General features: G+C 71.7%; 12 protein-coding genes and 1 pseudogene. 3 read left to right on the top strand and 10 right to left on the bottom strand.

Annotated elements, in window-relative coordinates:
* Nucleotides 1–357: 357 nt before the first annotated feature.
* Together VMS22_12735 and VMS22_12740 are read right to left on the bottom strand one after the other, a co-directional pair.
* Entirely contained in the window at nucleotides 358–1,461 is a 1,104-nt protein-coding gene (locus VMS22_12735) for a hypothetical protein (protein ID HXJ34892.1), read from the bottom strand.
* A 44-nt stretch (nucleotides 1,462–1,505) separates the two neighbouring features.
* Nucleotides 1,506–2,588 (bottom strand): hypothetical protein, encoded by a 1,083-nt coding sequence (locus VMS22_12740; GenBank protein ID HXJ34893.1) that lies wholly within the window; start codon nucleotides 2,586–2,588, stop codon nucleotides 1,506–1,508.
* 90 nt (nucleotides 2,589–2,678) lie between these two features.
* Between VMS22_12740 and VMS22_12745 the strand changes: the two genes are divergently transcribed.
* Both VMS22_12745 and VMS22_12750 read left to right on the top strand, forming a co-directional pair.
* On the top strand, nucleotides 2,679–3,395 hold the full coding sequence (locus VMS22_12745; GenBank protein HXJ34894.1) for a tetratricopeptide repeat protein: 717 nt from the start codon (nucleotides 2,679–2,681) through the stop codon (nucleotides 3,393–3,395).
* Between the two features lie 36 nt (nucleotides 3,396–3,431).
* Nucleotides 3,432–4,613, top strand: coding sequence for a serine hydrolase domain-containing protein (locus VMS22_12750; protein HXJ34895.1), 1,182 nt, complete (start codon nucleotides 3,432–3,434; stop codon nucleotides 4,611–4,613).
* 5 nt (nucleotides 4,614–4,618) lie between these two features.
* On the opposite strand, the gene VMS22_12755 is transcribed toward VMS22_12750, so the two are convergent.
* The 3 genes from VMS22_12755 to VMS22_12765 are packed head-to-tail and all read right to left on the bottom strand — an operon-like array spanning nucleotide 4,619 to nucleotide 6,200.
* Nucleotides 4,619–5,386 carry a crotonase/enoyl-CoA hydratase family protein gene (locus VMS22_12755; protein HXJ34896.1) on the bottom strand — a complete coding sequence of 256 codons (768 nt, stop codon included), beginning with the start codon at nucleotides 5,384–5,386 and terminating at the stop codon, nucleotides 4,619–4,621.
* A 17-nt stretch (nucleotides 5,387–5,403) separates the two neighbouring features.
* Nucleotides 5,404–5,847 carry an ArsI/CadI family heavy metal resistance metalloenzyme gene (locus VMS22_12760; GenBank protein HXJ34897.1) on the bottom strand — a complete coding sequence of 148 codons (444 nt, stop codon included), beginning with the start codon at nucleotides 5,845–5,847 and terminating at the stop codon, nucleotides 5,404–5,406.
* A gap of 23 nt (nucleotides 5,848–5,870) precedes the next feature.
* Nucleotides 5,871–6,200 carry a metalloregulator ArsR/SmtB family transcription factor gene (locus VMS22_12765; GenBank protein ID HXJ34898.1) on the bottom strand — a complete coding sequence of 110 codons (330 nt, stop codon included), beginning with the start codon at nucleotides 6,198–6,200 and terminating at the stop codon, nucleotides 5,871–5,873.
* A 76-nt stretch (nucleotides 6,201–6,276) separates the two neighbouring features.
* Between VMS22_12765 and VMS22_12770 the strand changes: the two genes are divergently transcribed.
* Nucleotides 6,277–6,738, top strand: a complete 462-nt coding sequence (locus tag VMS22_12770) for an arsenate reductase ArsC (protein HXJ34899.1) — start codon at nucleotides 6,277–6,279, stop codon at nucleotides 6,736–6,738.
* On the opposite strand, the pseudogene VMS22_12775 reads toward VMS22_12770, so the two are convergent.
* The 5 genes and pseudogenes from VMS22_12775 to VMS22_12795 form a co-directional block, all read right to left on the bottom strand.
* Nucleotides 6,698–6,958, bottom strand: a pseudogene (locus VMS22_12775) (aquaporin). The gene VMS22_12770 and the pseudogene VMS22_12775 overlap by 41 nt on opposite strands.
* Entirely contained in the window at nucleotides 6,958–8,475 is a 1,518-nt protein-coding gene (locus tag VMS22_12780) for an MFS transporter (GenBank protein ID HXJ34900.1), read from the bottom strand. The pseudogene VMS22_12775 and the gene VMS22_12780 overlap by 1 nt, the downstream one beginning before the upstream one ends.
* Before the next feature lie 76 nt (nucleotides 8,476–8,551).
* Nucleotides 8,552–10,705: a discoidin domain-containing protein gene (locus tag VMS22_12785; GenBank protein HXJ34901.1), complete on the bottom strand. Its 2,154-nt coding sequence runs from the start codon at nucleotides 10,703–10,705 to the stop codon at nucleotides 8,552–8,554.
* Nucleotides 10,702–12,318 (bottom strand): AMP-binding protein, encoded by a 1,617-nt coding sequence (locus VMS22_12790; GenBank protein ID HXJ34902.1) that lies wholly within the window; start codon nucleotides 12,316–12,318, stop codon nucleotides 10,702–10,704. Before VMS22_12790 ends, VMS22_12785 begins: the two co-directional genes overlap by 4 nt.
* Before the next feature lie 59 nt (nucleotides 12,319–12,377).
* A complete protein-coding gene (locus tag VMS22_12795; protein HXJ34903.1) occupies nucleotides 12,378–14,969 on the bottom strand; it encodes an FG-GAP-like repeat-containing protein in 2,592 nt (863 codons plus the stop codon).
* Nucleotides 14,970–15,260: the final 291 nt, after the last annotated feature.

Consider the following 15,260-nt stretch of genomic DNA (forward strand, 5'->3'; position numbering starts at 1 on the left):
CTTGCCCCCGCCCTCGCGCCACAATAGTCCACCGACGCATTCCCCACCGACGCCACGACATCGCTCCCCAACCAATTCGCACGGCGCCGAGTCGCGTTTGCCCACGTCGTCGACGTCTGTGTCGGTGTGGAGGAAGCGAAGCCTACGTCGGTGCTGAACGTCGCGGCACGACGACCGAGGCGCCAGCGAGACGCCCGGTCGCGAGTCGGTGAGGTCGGGGGACGGGGCGGAGGCGCCTGCGAAGCGGCGCGACGCTACGTGAAGGCCGAGACGCTCCCTATGTGTTCTCGCGCGGCGTAGCCGAAGCCGAAGCCCCGTCCCCCGACCTCCCCGGACCGACGCCCCGAGCGTCACCGCCTACCGCTTCTGCAGGTCGCTCTTGTCCAGGACTTCCAGCAGCACCGGCGTAGTGTTCGCGTCGTCGTTCGCCGCATCATCGACGTCGGGGTCGGTGTCGAACGCGACCGCGGAGACGTCGAAGGAGCACCGATAGGGATTCTTCTTGTCGACGGTCGTCACGTTCTCGAGCCGGATGGTGGCGACGAGCGTCGCCTTGGCGCTCTTGCCGAGGCCGACGGGTGCGGTCGCCTGCAGGCCCGGCGTGCGCGGGTCGGCGTCGATCTGCGTCACGGTGCCGCCGGGGCAGCTCCCGCCCGTGGCACGCAGGCGGAAGGCGCGCGCGCTCGGCGCCGTGGCACCGAACTCGACGTTGCGCACGAGGAACTTGAGACGGCGGGATGCGCTCGGCCGCCTGGCGTCGACCACGAGGCGCACCGGCCGTGCCAGCTCGATGCGGAGGTCGGCGCCCTGCGCGCGCGTGGTCGCGATCCCATCGGCGCCCGAGTCGACGACCGCCTGGCCCTGTGCGCACGCCATCCCGATCGGGATCACCTGCACGTCGTCGCCGGCGGCGACGTTGTTGGCGCTGGTCTCGGCGACGCCGTTTGGACCGCAGCGGACGACGTCGGTGTTGGGCTCGGCCCGACCGGTCACGATGAGCACCTGGTCGTCGCCGCCGGGCGCCGCCGTCTGTGCGATGCCGTCGGCGCCGGCGACGACGCAGGGCGCGTTGGCCGGCGGCACGCCGAGCGCGATGCCGCCAACGTAGACGTCGTCGCCGAGCGGGATGGTCTCCGGAATGCCGTTCGCGCCCGTGTCGATGATGACGGCGTTGTTCCGGCACACGCCGCCGACGGCGATCAGCTGGACGTCGTCGCCCTGCGCCGCCGTCTCGACGTCGCGGTTCGGGCCGCAGCGCAGCTCCGGCCGATTCATCGCGCCGCCGCCCACGGTGCCCGCCTGCAGATCGCCCCGCACTGCGGCCGTCTCGCAGATGCCGTTCGCGCCGGTGTCGACGACGACCGCGTTCTGGAGACCGGTACCCGGGGCGATGCGCTGCACGTCCGCGCGCGCGACGCCGATCCCGACCGCCACCCCCAGGGCAAGGAGACGAATCACCATGCCACCCTCCTCCGGGGCCACAATGCGCGCCCGGGCGGAGACTCTCAAGTCGCCGCGGTGCAATGGACGGCGACGCGGACGCCGCGCGCGGACATGAGACCGCGCAGATCGCCGGCCAACAGGCGCGCGGCGTCGTCGTTCGCTTTGAGAGCCGCGTCCAGGTGCGCGAGGCCGAGACCGCGTGCCACGTCGTAGGCGTGCTCGGGCGGGCACAGATCGGCCATGGGTGGGGTCGCCTTCGCGACCGCCTCGAAGCCGCCCGGCGGCGGCAGCAGGCGGAACATCTCGTGCACCTGCTCGGCATTGTCGCAGAAGTGCATGTGGTCGGCGTTCTCGAGCACGACCATGCGCTTCCCCGCCGAGGGCGTGCGGTCGAACAGCTCCCGCATGCCGGCGAGCGGGAGCATCGTGTCGCGCTCGGCGACCAGGAAGAACGTCGGCACCTCGCGATCCCAATCGAGGTCCAGGGCGTCGCGAAACGGGTTCGTCCGGAATGCGTTCGCCCCGCCGGCCGGCGCGAGCGGCAGCGCGGCGCGGATGCGGCGATCCCGGCCCACCGCGGCGAGGGTCGTCCAGCCACCGAAGCTGTGCCCCGACATCGCGATGCGATCGGCGTCGACGAGGGCAGCGACGTCGCCCGCCGTCCCGTCGAGGACGCGATCCAAGAGGAAGCCGACGTCGCGCGGTCGCGCGTCCATGAAGGTGGCGAGCAGGCCCTTCGGCTGAGATCCGTCGCCTTTGCGGACGGTGCGGCGCAGCTCCAGGATGTCGAGCGTCGTGTTGCCCGTATGGTCGACGGCCGCGACCACGTAGCCATGGCTCGCGAGATGGGTGCAGAGGAACGTCGACTGGCGGCGGTGCGCGCCGAAGCCGTGCGAGAACCCGACCAGTGGAAAGCGATCGCGACGCGGGGTCGCATCGCGCACGGCATCCTGCGTGAGGGCCGGCAAGCCGGGGTAGAGCTCGTAGCGATCCTTCGTGTCGTCGGCGAGGTCGGCGCCGGCGTGCGCGTCGTCGGCGGGGTACCAGACTTCGATGGGGAGTGGGCGGTCGCGCTCCGCATCGACCAGGCCCGCGCTGCGGACCCCCACCGCAAAGGGCCCGCGCCGGAACGGATCGTAGGACATGGGAGCAGTTGGCGGGCCGGGCGGCACGGAGTCAAGCATCTTGACGGTTGCCACCGAAGGGGCAGAACATGGCTCATGACGTCGACCGGCATGACGGCTTGTCCGGATTGCGGCGTCGCGAACGCCGCGGACCACAACTACTGCAAGCACTGCGGGCGGCCGATCAAGGTCGCGGCCGGCGAGCAGGACCTGGCGACGAATCCCGCCGAACGGATCCGGGATCACTACGTGAAGCTGGTCGAGGCGTACCCCGACAACTCGACTGCACACTTCAACCTCGGCGCCGCGTACTACCATCTGGGACAGGTCGGGAACGCCGTCCGCGCGTTTTCGCGCGCGGTGCAGCTCGACGACACCATGCCGGCGGCGCACTTCCAGCTCGCGCTCTGCCACTACCGACGCGGCGCCATGGCCGACTGCGTCGCGTCGTCGCGCCGGGCGATCCAGCTGAATCCCTTTTCGGCCCCCGCGCACTTCCGTCTCGCGATCGCACTCTTCCACCTGGGCAGGCTCGACGAGGCCGCACAGGCCTTCGAGGCGACGCTCGCCGCCGACGCCGAGTACGTGATCGCGTGGTACCACCTCGGCATCATCCGCGAGCGCCAGGACGAGTACGGCCCGGCGATCGAGTGCTTCGAGAAGGTGGTGGAGGCGAACCCGGACGACGCGTCGGCCCATTACCACCTGGGGCTCAACTACGAGCGCCAGGGGCTGGACTCGCTCGCGATGGGCGCCCTCACGCGCGCGCTCCAGCTCGATCCCTCCGACGAGGCCGCGGCCGCCGCGCTCCAGGAGCTGCAGAGGTAGTTCAGTTGTCCGCGGCGGACCGCTAGGCTCGTCGCGGTGGGCGACGTTCCCGAGATCGGCGGATCGTGCGATGCGCGGTTTGCCGCCGTGCGCACCGCGTTCGAGGAGAGCTTCCGCGCGCGGGGCGAGGTCGGCGCCGCGGTCGCCGTCACGATCGACGGCCGACCCGTCGTCGACCTGTGGGGAGGATGGGCGGACCTCGCGCGCACGCGGCCGTGGCGCCGCGACACCATCGTCGACGTGTTCTCGGCCGGGAAGGGGATGGCGACGCTCGCGCTGCTGCTCCTGGTGGACGCCGGAGTCGTCGATCTCGATGCGCCGGTCGCGCGTTACTGGCCCGAGCTCGCGGCGGAGGGCAAGGGCGGGATCACGGTGCGCACGGTGCTAGCCCATCGCGCCGGCCTGCCGGCGATCCATCGCGAGCTGCCGCCGCTCGCGATGTACGACTGGCCGCTCATGACCTCGGCGCTGGCGGCGGACGGGCCGTGGTGGGAGCCCGGATCGCGGCACGGCTATCACGTGAACACGTTCGGGTTCCTCGTCGGCGAGATCGTGCGCCGCGCGAGCGGGGAAAGGTTCGGCGCATTCTTTCGGGACCGCGTCGCCGGGCCGCTGGGAGCGGATTTCCACTTCGGCATCGGCCCCGAGCACGACGAGCGCATCGCCGATCACCTCCTGCCCGACGACGATCGCGGGCTCGCCGACTTCCTGGTCGCCGCCGACCCGCCCGAGGCCGGGGCCGATCCGCAGCGGCGGCTCCTCCTCGAGCGCGTGTACGTGAATCCCTCCGGCATCTCGGGCTTCGGCACCGTCAACACGCGGGCGTGGCGCGCCGCCGAGATGCCGTCGACCAACGGGCACGGCAACGCGCGCGCCGTCGCCCGCATCTACGCCCCGCTCGCCTGCGGGGGCGCGGTGGACGGCGTGAGGCTCCTGCGGAGCACCACGATCGACGAAGCGATCGCCGAGGCCTCCGCCGGCATCGACGCCGTCGTCGGCCGGCCGTCGCGCTTCGGGCTCGGGTTCCAGCTGTCGCAGCCGTCGCGGCCGTTCGGGACGAACCCGCGGAGCTTCGGTCACTTCGGCACCGGCGGATCGCTCGGCTTCGCCGACCCGGACGCGCGGCTCGCGTTCGGCTACACGATGAACCTGCCGGGGCCGCGCTGGAAGAATCCGCGCACCGAGGCGCTCGTCGACGCGGTGTACGCCTCGCTCTGAGGACGCTACTCGAACTTGCCGTGACGTCCGGCGCCCTTGGCGAAACGGGTGGCGCCGGCGAGCGTCTCGCCGGACTTGACGACCTCGACCCCGCAGCGGGTCTCCGAGAGGAGGGCGTCGGGGATCGGGAGGTTCCACTGCGTGTAGGATGAGAGCCGGTCGGCTCGCATGCACTTCTGCGGAAACTTCGCGAGGTCCTTCGCGAGCGCGACCGCCGCGGCGAGCGCCGTGCCCTTCGGGACAAGACGGTTCGCGAGCCCCATCCGCAGCGCCTCCTCGCCCGAGACGGGGCGGCCGGTGAGGATCATGTCGAGCGCGTGGCTGTGGCCGATGAGGCGCGGCAGGCGGATCGTGCCGCCGTCGATCAGCGGAACGCCCCATCGCCGGCAGAAGACGCCGAAGACCGCGTCCTCCGCGGCGACGCGGAGATCGCACCACAGGGCCAGCTCCAGCCCGCCGGCGACCGCGTGCCCTTCGACCGCGGCGATGGTCGGCTTCGAGAGGAGCATGCGCGACGGACCCATCGGGCCGTCGCCCTCTTCGACCACCCGGTTGCCACGACCATCGGAGACGCCCTTCAGATCCGCGCCGGCGCAGAAGGCGCCCTTGCTCCCCGTCAGCACGGCGACGGCGAGCGCGTCGTCGCGATCGAAGCGCCGGAAGGCGTCGGCGAGCTCCGCCGCCGTCGGGCCATCGACGGCGTTGCGTACCTCCGGTCGATCGATGGTGACGACGGCAACCGGGCCGTCCACTTCGAACCGTACGTTCGCCATGCGCCTCCTCTATGCGATCAGGCGTCTTGTGGCACGCAGCAGCGCTCCTGGGCGAGGAAGGCCCGCAGCTCCGCGTCGGCGGCCGTCTGGGCCGGAACGTCTTCGAGGAGCGTGTACATCTCCCACGGCACGCCATTCGCGTCGCGGACCCAGAACTTGTCCGCCTTGGCGTAGCAGCAGGTGGCGTTCTCCTGGCGGAAGATCTCGAGCCCCTCGTTCTTCGTCCGGATGCTCTCGCTCGCGACGTCGCCGGTGCCGGGATAGCGGATGCCCAGGTGGGAGAGCTTGCCCGGCTCCCCGCCGCGGTTGAGGGAGAGGATCACCGGCGGATCGGCGATCTCGAACTTGGCGTAGTCGTGTCGCACCTTCGCGGGCTCGATGCCGAGGATCTTCCTGTAGCGACCGACGGCGGCGTCGATGTCGTCGACGTAGAGGGCGACGTGGAACGTGTTCTGGGCCATGGGGTTCTCCTTCTTTGGTTCGGCTAGCAGCAGGCCTTGCCGCTGCAGCAGGTGGCGACGAAGGTTCGCAGGCGGTCGACGAAGCGCCGGCACTTCGTGGCGTCGACGCGATAGACGCGCTCGCGACCGTCGCGCTCCTGGACGAGGATGCCGGCGTGGAGCAGCACCTTCAGGTGGTGCGAGACCGCCGGCCTCGAGAGATGGAAGCGCTCGGCGAGCTCGCCGACATTCAGGCGCTTGCGGGAGAGGAGCAGCAGGATCTGCTGGCGCGCCGGATCACCGAGGGCGGTGAGGAAGCGCCCGAGCTCGCGGAGCTCTTCGGCCGGTGATTCGGTGGAGGCCATCGCGTCCATACGTTTAAATACTTAAACCAATCGACTTGTCGAGTCAAAGGGGGGGTATGAGGCAGGCCTCACCGGGAGGTAGGCGATGGCGACCGACAAGCCGTGTGTGCTCTTTCTCTGCACCCACAACTCGGCGCGGAGCCAGATGGGGGAGGCGTTGCTCCGCCACCTGGCAGGGGACCGTTACCGCGCGTGCAGCGCCGGCACCGAACCGAGCACGGTGCACCCGCTGACCCTGAGGGTCCTCGAGGAAGCTGGAATCGCCACCGAGGGGCTTCGGTCGAAGAGCGTCGATAGCATCCTCGGAAAGGCGAGCATCCGCACTGCGATCATGGTGTGCGCGCAGGCTGCCGAGTCCTGCCCACGCATTTATCCCGTCGCGCGCGAAGTCCTTCATTGGGAGCTCGACGATCCGAGCCGCGTGCGAGGGTCGGAAGAGCTGCGACTCGCGGCCTTCCGGCGCACGCGCGACGAGATCGCCGGCCGACTGCGCGACTGGCTACACCTCTCCAAGGAAGCGCGCCCTGGACGGCCCCGGCGACCGTGACGACAGGGTTCATATGCGCGCCGGAGACGTCGGCGAAGGTGAGAATCAGCGCCACCAGCGCGGCGCCGGTCGCCAGCGTGTTTGCGAGAAGGGCGACGGCGACGTTACCACCCGCGAGCCGTTCGCCCATGATGCCCGATCCGACGACGGCGGCGACCAGCAGCGCGGTTGCGATGGTTTCGGCGACACCTCGACGGAGCACGTCGGCGCGATGTGACACTAGGCGACTGCTCCCGAAGGCGGCGGGTCGTCGGGCGGCGCGGCGCCGTGCCTCGCCGCCGCGGCCGCGGCGACGAAGAGACCGGCGATGAGCCCGAACGCCACCAGCCCGCCCGTCGTCAGCCAGCCGAGGGGATCGGCGGGCCGGACGAGCCCTGCGAGCGCGTCGAGGTAGGGCGTCCCCTTGACCCACGGCAGCGTCGCGAGGACGGCGGCGCCCGTTGCGGCGGCTGCAAACGCTCCCGCGACCCCGCGCGCGGCCAGTGCGAGCGGGCCCAGCGGCTCGCCACGCGCCGGCGGCTCGATCGTGAACTCCGGCTCCTTCGTACCGGGCGGCACGAAGCGGGCGAGGAACACGAGGCCCGGGATGCCGCAGGCGATCGTCAGGAGGTAGAACGACGACCAGCCCATGGCGTCGACGAGAAAGCCGCTCACGGGGCCCGAGACGATGCGCGGCAGGCCGAACAGGCTCGAGAAGAGCGCGAACTGCGTCGCCGAGAACCGTCGCTGCGTGAGGCGCAGGAGCAGCACCGAGAAGGCGCCCGTTCCCATGCCGGAGAGGAGCTGCTCGAAGCCGATGGCGCCGTACATGAGCGGGCGATTCACGGGGCTCTGCGCGACGACCCAGTAGCCCAGGTTGGCGACGCTCTGCAGGACGCCGAACACCCAGAGCGCGTGCCCGAGCCCGAGCCGGTTCGTCGCCGCGCCGCCGAAGAACGTTCCGCCGAGCGTGGCGGCGAGCCCGACCGTTCCGAGCGCGACGCCGCGGTCGTCGCCGCTGTAGCCCATGTCGACCAGGAACGGGCGCGTGAGCGCCTGCGCCAGGTTGTCGGCGAGCTTGTAGAACATGACGAAGGCGAGGATCTCGAGCGCGCGGTGGCGCGACAGGAAGCCCAGGAAGGGGAGCCAGATCGCCTCGCGCAGCGTGCGCGGCGGCGCCGGCTGTCGCTCGGGCTCGGGCGCGAGCCACGTCACGACCAGCATCGGCAGGTAGAGGCCCGCGAGGATCATGTTCACGACCGGCCATCCGAGGTGCGTCGCGAGCGTGATGCTGAGCCCACCGGCGACGAACATGGCCGCGCGATAGAGCGCCGTCCGCGCGCCCACGGCGACGCCCTGCTCGTCGGGACGCAGCACCTCCACCGCGTACGCGTCGACGGCGATGTCCTGCGACGCCGATGCGAACGCGATCGCCAGGACGAGGGCACCGACGACCCACGGCGTGTCGGGGTGCTGGCCCAGCCCCGCCAGCCCGAACGTGAGGCAGAGCAGGACGACCTGCCAGATCGCCGCCCAGCCGCGCCGCCGGCCGAGAAACGGCGGCACGTAGCGATCCATCAGCGGCGACCAGAGCATCTTGAAGCTCCACGGCGCCTGCGCGAGCGTCAGGAGGCCGACGACGCGGATGTCGACGCCGATCGAGCGCATCCAGTCGGGGATCGCGAGCCACACGAGCCCCAGCGGCAGACCCGACGAGAACGACAGCAGCGAAACGGACGCCGTGCGCCACGACGTCATCGCCGCCACGAACCCCTGTCGCCGCTCCTCCACCCCGCAAGGACGCTAGCAGGCGCGGGGCCCGCGGGCGAGCGCGCTACTCGTAGAGCTCGATCTCGTGCATGCCCCACACCGGCCACGTCGGCCACAGATCGAGGTCGTCGCCCGCGTCCGAGGTGGTGGGGCGCACGAGGCGGACGTGGGAGGCGGGCGCCACTTCCTGCGGGTCGAGGAGGATCTCCATGCGCAGATCGTCGGGGCGGTGCTGGATGTCGCGCAGCGGTGGCAGCGCGAAGCGCTCGGCCCGCACGGTCGTCCACGCGGCGCCGTCGGTCGAGACCTGGACCTCGTATTCCCGGAGATACTCGCCGAAATGCGATCCGAGGCGCAGCACGATGCGCGACGGCCGGTGCTCCGCCGGAAGGTTGACCACGAGCCAGCCCGGCGCGCTCTTCGTCACCGCCTGCACCCAGTGCGTGCCAGCGTCGCCATCGATCACGCTGGACGCGTCGCTGCCGTCCGACGTCGCGGTCGTCGCGCCCGCGAGCGGCACGGGGCGGTCGGTTGGACGCGGCGGCGCCGGAGGGACGGCCACGATCGCGAGGACGCAGGACGAATCGTCCTGGTACACGCGTCGCAGCGCCGGCGGGAGCTGCGCCGGCGGTAGGGTGCAGAGGCTCTTGTGCGCGGGCAGTGCGTCGGCCGTGTGGACGACCACCGTCTCGACGTCGATCGCGTCGAGCGTGCGCAGGCTCTCGTCGCTCGGGAACGTGAATGCGAGCCGGCGATTGAAGCGCGCCGTCGGCGCGAAGCCCGAGTAGCCGTTCACGAGGCGCTTCCAGTGGTACGCGGAGAGCACCATCGCGCGCGCGTCGACGCTGGGGATGCCCAGCGGCAGATCGAGGACGGCGCGATCGGCGGGCTGCGCGGCGAGCCACCGGTAGACCGCGGGTGCCTCGCCCCGCCACGGCACGGGGATCGCGTGGGGCGGGGTGCGCCACGACTCGTGCAGCACGATCGCGGCGAGGACGGCACAGACGACGCCCCGCCCGAGCCGCCCGGGCGCAAGGCGCACGAGCCAGTCGGCGCCGAGCCCGGCCAGCACGGCGAGCCCGAGGAGCGCGACGCTCGTGGCGCGCGCGGGGGCGCGCAGCGCGCTCCATCCCGGAACCACCTGCGCGAGGAGCGCCCATGGTCCCGGCACGCCCGCGGCCCAGGGCGAATACAGGCACATGCGCGGTCCCAGGGCGAGGAAGATCCCCGTGAGCGCGACGGCCAGATAGAGGAGCGGCGTGCGCCGTTCGCCTCCGGCCGTCCGCGCGCCTCCGGCGAGTCCCGCGATCCCGAGCACGATCGCCCCGAGCCCGAACATCGTCCGCGCCTCGTACGGCGATGCGAGCGGTTGCAGGATGCCGCCGAAGAACACGATCGCGGGCAGGGCGAGGAAGCGCGCCTGGTTGGTGATGCGCGTGAGGGAGTAGACCTCGCGCGCGTGCAGGTAGGGGAGCATGAGCGCGCCCACGCACGACGCGGCGAGCGCGATCGCGATCCAAGCCGCGCGCCGCGCGCCGGGGGCGGCGGGGCAGCGAAGCGCCCAGTGGAGCACCAGGAACACGCCCAGGGCCGCGCCGAAGAAGTAGAGGTAGTAGACGCACGAGAGCGCTTCCAGCGCGAGGCAGACGCCGAGCGCGACGGCCGCGCGTCGCCGCCCGGTGGAGAGCAGTCGATGGAGCGCCAGCAGCGTGAACGGCATCCACTGCGCCGACAGCACCTGCACGTGCATGAGCGACGACAGGCGGAACGGTGTGAACACGAAGAGGGCGCCGCCGAGCGCGGCCGGAAGGAGCGAGGCGCCGAGCTCGCGCAAGAGGAGGGCCGTGCCGACGCCGCCCAGCACGAACGTCGCCAGCAGGAGGACGTTGTGGTCGAGGACGGGATTGCCGAACGCGACGTCGACCGGCAGCACGAGCAGCGCGCTCGCGATCAGGTGCTCGGAGAACGCGAGCGTCCAGGGCAGCGGCTGGAAGATGTTCGCGTCGAACAGCCCGAGTGGATTCGTCCGCAGCGCGTGCCCCGTCCAGGCGATCATCCAGGTCGTGAGCTGGATGTCGGCCTGCTGCAGGATGTTCGGCGCAGCGACGGGCTGGAGGTACGCCCGTCCCGGCATGGTGACGATCGGCCACGTCCAGGCGATGGTCGCGGCCGCGAACAGCGCGGCCAGGAGGACGATCTCGCCGCGCCGCGATCTCATCGCGTGCGCAGGCGAGCGCGCAGCAGATCTTTGCGTACCTTGCCGGTGGCGTTGCGGGGCAGCTCCGCCATGAGTTCGATCTGCTCGGGGATCTTCTGCACCATGACACCGCGCGCCTTCATGAAGTCGCGCACCTCGGCGAGCGAGAGGCCGTCCGCGCCGGGCCGCAGCACGACGCACGCGCACACGCGCTCGCCGCTGTGCGGATCGGGCGCGCCGACGACGGCCACCTCGACGACCTTCGGGTGCGTCGCGAGGTCGTCCTCGATGCTCTTCGCGGAGAGGTTCTCGCCCTTGCGGATGATGATGTCCTTGCGCCGGCCGGTGATGCGCACGAAGCCCTCGGCGTCCATGACGCCGAGGTCGCCGGAGCGGATGAAGCCGTCGGCGGTGAAGACGTCGTTCAGCGCCGGGTCGAGGTAGCCGACGCAGAGTTGCGGGCCATAGAGCTCGAGCTCGCCCTCGACGCCCGGCGCGACCGGCGATCCGTCCTCGGCGACGATGCGGACCGTGCCGCCGGGCAGCGCGCGGCCGTCGGTCTCGAAGAGCTTCTCCTCGGGGTCGTCGGGGCGCCCCGACGTCGTCATCGGGCACTCGGTCATGCCGTACGAGCGGTAGACGAGCGCCCCGAACCGCTCCTTCACCGTGCGGATGAGCTCGGGCGACACGTCGGCCGCGCCGGAGCCCGACGTGCGCACCGAGCGCATCCGCTCGGGCGAGAAGTTCGGCGCCGCCATGATCGCCTGCAGGATCGCGGGCGGGCCGCCGGCGCCGGTCACCTGCCAGCGCTCGATGAGATCGACGGCGAGCGCGGGGTCGAAGGCATCCATGAAGACCGTGCTCGAGCCGTTGCGGAGCTGGAGGAGTACGAACATGGTCACGCCGCCGATGTGCATGAGCGGGAACTGGATGATGCTCCGCTCCTCGGCGCGTGCGCCGAAGACCGCGCGGTGGCCCGCCAGCATGCCGCCGAGCGTCGACGGCGTGTGCAGGACGCCCTTCGGGTCGGCGGTCGTGCCCGAGGTGTAGAAGATCGCCGACACGTCGTGCGGGCCGAGAGGCGAGGGGGCGAGCGCCTGCGCGGGCGTCTCCTCGAGCGGCTCCAGCGCGCGTTGGCCGGGGAGGGGCTCGGCGCGCACGGTGACGACGTGCTCCAGGTCGGGCGCGGTCTGCTGCACGGTGCGCGCGAGCTCGCGATGGTCGACGCCGCGCACGACGCCCGGCACGACCAGGACGCGCGAGCGCGCCTGGCGGCACGCGAACCCGACCTCCTGCTCGCGGTAGATCGTGATGATCGGGTTCTGGACCGCGCCGACGCGGTCGATGGCGCAGACGAGCGCCGCGGCCTCGATCCAGTTGGGGAGCTGGTAGGAGACGACGTCGCCCGCCCGGACACCGAGCCGCCGGAGCGCGACCGCCATGCGATCGGCACGCGCCTTCAAGTCACCGAAGGAGTAGGTGCGATCGCCGTCCCGCGATCCCGCGATGAGGTACACGCGGTCGGCGGCGTCGCGCGCGCGCGCGTCGAGGAGCGCCGAGAACGTCTCCCCCGTCCACTCCCCGCTCGCCTCGTGCCGGGCCCGGCGGTCGTCGGGAGGGCGGGTCGGGCGCATGCGCCGTCGCTATCGCATCGACGCGACGACTTCCACGGAGGGAGGGTCGGGCCGGGCGCTTACGAGGCGCCCGGCCCGAGTCGGAACGGCTGGGACTCGCCTACATCCCAACCGTCCTTGCGTTCGACGTAGCCCTGGTCGACCGGATCGCGCGGGAGGCAGCCCGCGCGCGTGTGCACGAGGTCGGTCATGTCCGCGACCGGGAGCGTCGTCACCGGCGGCGCCGGGAGCGGCGCCGTGGCGTCGCCCTGGTCGCCGTCGGCGGCGATGCCGTCGTAGCGGTTGCCGGCCGTGAAGACCGAGCCGGATTGGTTGAGGCGCAGCGCCGAGCCGGTCTTGCCGCCCATCTGCCGCGCGTACGGCGAGAGCAGGAACAGCGAGCTCACGACGTTGCCGGATGCGTCGTGCTCGAAGCGCGTGCCCCACAGCGTCCAGTCCTCGACGATCACGTTGCGGATGTCGGCGAAGACCGACTGCGAGACGAGCGGCCCGCGCACCCACTGCTTCTGCACCCACGTGTGATGGATCGAGACGTTCGTCGTGTCGCCGTACTTCATGAAGATCGAGCGCGTGTTGCCGGCGAGGAACGACCACTGGATGGTCACGTCGTGCGCGCCGTAGCCGACCGAGATGCCGTCGTCACCGGCGCCGGTCGACGAGACGTGGCTGAAGACGACGTTGTACGCGCCGCTGCCCTGCGCGCGCAGGTTGTCGCCGCCGTTGCGGAGCCGGATGTTCTTCACGATCACGTCGTGGCCGCGGACGTCGATCATGCCCGGCGTGCGTGCGAAGTCCTCGCCGTAGAGCGTGACCCCGTTGCCGTCGATCGTGACGAAGTCGCCGGTGAGACGCGGCAGCGGCTTGTGGATGGCGATCGGTCCCGGCACCTCGAAGCGGACGATCGCGTTGCCGTCGCGCGCCTTGCTGAAGGCGTCACGCACGGCGTCTTCGGTCGCCTCGGTCACCCGGATCACGTCGCCGCCGGCGCCGCCCGGCGTGCTCGAGCCGAAGCCCTGGAACGCGTCGGCGTCGTTGTCGGACGGCCCGCCGGGTGCGTCGGGTAGGCCGTCGCCGTCGACCGTGATCGTGACGCTCGCGTCGGCCTGCTGGAGGCCGTCGCTCACGGTCACGCGGGCGACGAACGTCCCGCGCCGAGTGTAGACGTGCTCCGCGACGGCGCCGCCGGGCGCCATCTCGGCGGCCGCCGCGCTCGCGAACATGGACGTCGGCGCGGGGATCGTGCACCCCGCCTTCGTCAGCTTCGAGCTGGCGCGGGCGATGTTGCCGTTCGTGCCGTTCAGCTTCGGGAGCTCCGGAAACCCGCCGGCCTCCGCCTGCGTCTTCGACTCGACCGACCAGAGGTAGGCGAGCGCGAAGTGGCCGCACGTGTCGAGGCCGACGTCGTGCCAGAGGTACATGCCGCCGAGGTCGTGGGCGATCTTCTGGAGGTACCAGCGCGCCACGCGGTCGATCTGGTTCGTGCCCCGCTTGGTGACGGTGCCCGCCTCGGTGACCAGCGTCAGCGGGAGCAGCGTCGACGCGAGGGCCATGTATTGCGACAGGGCGTCGTCGTAGCGTGCCGCATCGCGTGCCTGCTTCGCGGCTGCGTAGGCCGAGCTCGCGGCGCGCAGCACGTCGCTCGCGTCGCCCGCGGACCCGGGCCCGGGGCCGGGTCCGCCGCCGCCCCCGCCGCTCGTCGTCCCGTCGCCGAAGTCCCAGGCGTAGGCGAGCTGCGCACCCGTGGCGGCGCGCGACGTGCTCGCGTCGAAGCGGACGCGAAGCGGTGCACCGCCTTCCATCACCGACGCCTGGAGCTGCGCCACGATGTGCGAATCGCCGGGTGGATTCACGGGCGGAACGAGCGTCCCGCCGGCGAGCGCCGGGCCAGCCGGCCCCGAGCCCGGGTCGGGTGGGCTCCACGCGCCGGGTGCTGGTTCCCACCCGACGCCGATGTTGCGGAACGCAACCGCGTGCGCGTTGCCGTCCTCGACGAGGAGATCGGTGCGGCCGTCACCGTCGACGTCGAAGAGGGCCGGCGCCGAGCGCCCCGATCCGACCGGGGGATCCCACGCGGCCGCCCGCACGAATCCGCCCGCGCCGTCGCCGAGGTAGATCGCGACCGGACCGCCATTCGTCCCGAGCGCGAGATCCACGCGTCCATCGCGATCGACGTCGCCGAGCGCCGGCCGCGTCTCGCCGTCGATCGCCGGGAGATCCCACGCGGGCTCCCGCATCCACACCGGTCCACCCCGTCCGCCATCGTTCCTGAACGCCGTCACGTTGCCTCCACCCGACCCGACCACCAGATCGACGTCGCCGTCACCGTCGAGATCACCCGCCGCCGGAGCGGCGCGGCTGCCCGCGTCGTCCTGGGGGTCCCAATCGGTGCGGCGCGCCCACGCCGGCGTCGCGTTCGAGCCCGTGTTCTCGAACGCGACCACGTGCCCGCCGTTGTGCCCGACCAGCGCGTCGAGATCGCCGTCACCGTCGAGGTCGGCGAGCGCGGGGAAAGCGTTCGAGCCGACGTCGGGCAGATCCGCCCACTCGACCCGCGCCCATCCCGTGTCGCCCGTCGCGTATGCCGCCACATGCCCGTCGGGCAAGCCGAGGTAGAGGACGGTCGCATTCGCCACCGCAGACCACATCACCATCCCCGCGACCGTCGTCCACCATCCGGCCCGCATCGAGGGGGTTGAAGTGCAGGGGACGTGCCGGTACGCCGCGCCGCGCCGTCGCGCCGATGCGCGTCCACTTCCGAACCGCAGCGACGCGGCGTCGCCGTCTTTTCGGCACATGAGCCCCGCAGGGTCGACAGCCGGAGCGGGGGCGTCCTATACAGGCCGGGTCACAGCATCCGCACGGTAAGGAGACGATCGTGGGCGCAGCGCAGATGTTCATCGACGGGAAGTGGACGCCGGCCAAGAGCGGCAAGACGTACGACG

Source organism: Candidatus Eisenbacteria bacterium, assembly GCA_035577985.1.
Taxonomy (GTDB): domain Bacteria; phylum Desulfobacterota; class Binatia; order DP-6; family DP-6; genus DATJZY01.

Bases quoted from the DNA above. Each gene is read 5' to 3' on its own strand.
- VMS22_12785 (HXJ34901.1), bottom strand. From the start codon at position 10,705: ATGAGATCGCGGCGCGGCGAGATCGTCCTCCTGGCCGCGCTGTTCGCG.
- VMS22_12735 (HXJ34892.1), bottom strand. From the start codon at position 1,461: ATGGTGATTCGTCTCCTTGCCCTGGGGGTGGCGGTCGGGATCGGCGTC.
- VMS22_12780 (HXJ34900.1), bottom strand. From the start codon at position 8,475: ATGACGTCGTGGCGCACGGCGTCCGTTTCGCTGCTGTCGTTCTCGTCG.
- VMS22_12745 (HXJ34894.1), top strand. From the start codon at position 2,679: ATGACGGCTTGTCCGGATTGCGGCGTCGCGAACGCCGCGGACCACAAC.
- VMS22_12765 (HXJ34898.1), bottom strand. From the start codon at position 6,200: ATGGACGCGATGGCCTCCACCGAATCACCGGCCGAAGAGCTCCGCGAG.
- VMS22_12790 (HXJ34902.1), bottom strand. From the start codon at position 12,318: ATGCGCCCGACCCGCCCTCCCGACGACCGCCGGGCCCGGCACGAGGCG.
- VMS22_12795 (HXJ34903.1), bottom strand. From the start codon at position 14,969: ATGGTGATGTGGTCTGCGGTGGCGAATGCGACCGTCCTCTACCTCGGC.
- VMS22_12760 (HXJ34897.1), bottom strand. From the start codon at position 5,847: ATGGCCCAGAACACGTTCCACGTCGCCCTCTACGTCGACGACATCGAC.
- VMS22_12755 (HXJ34896.1), bottom strand. From the start codon at position 5,386: ATGGCGAACGTACGGTTCGAAGTGGACGGCCCGGTTGCCGTCGTCACC.
- VMS22_12740 (HXJ34893.1), bottom strand. From the start codon at position 2,588: ATGTCCTACGATCCGTTCCGGCGCGGGCCCTTTGCGGTGGGGGTCCGC.
- VMS22_12770 (HXJ34899.1), top strand. From the start codon at position 6,277: ATGGCGACCGACAAGCCGTGTGTGCTCTTTCTCTGCACCCACAACTCG.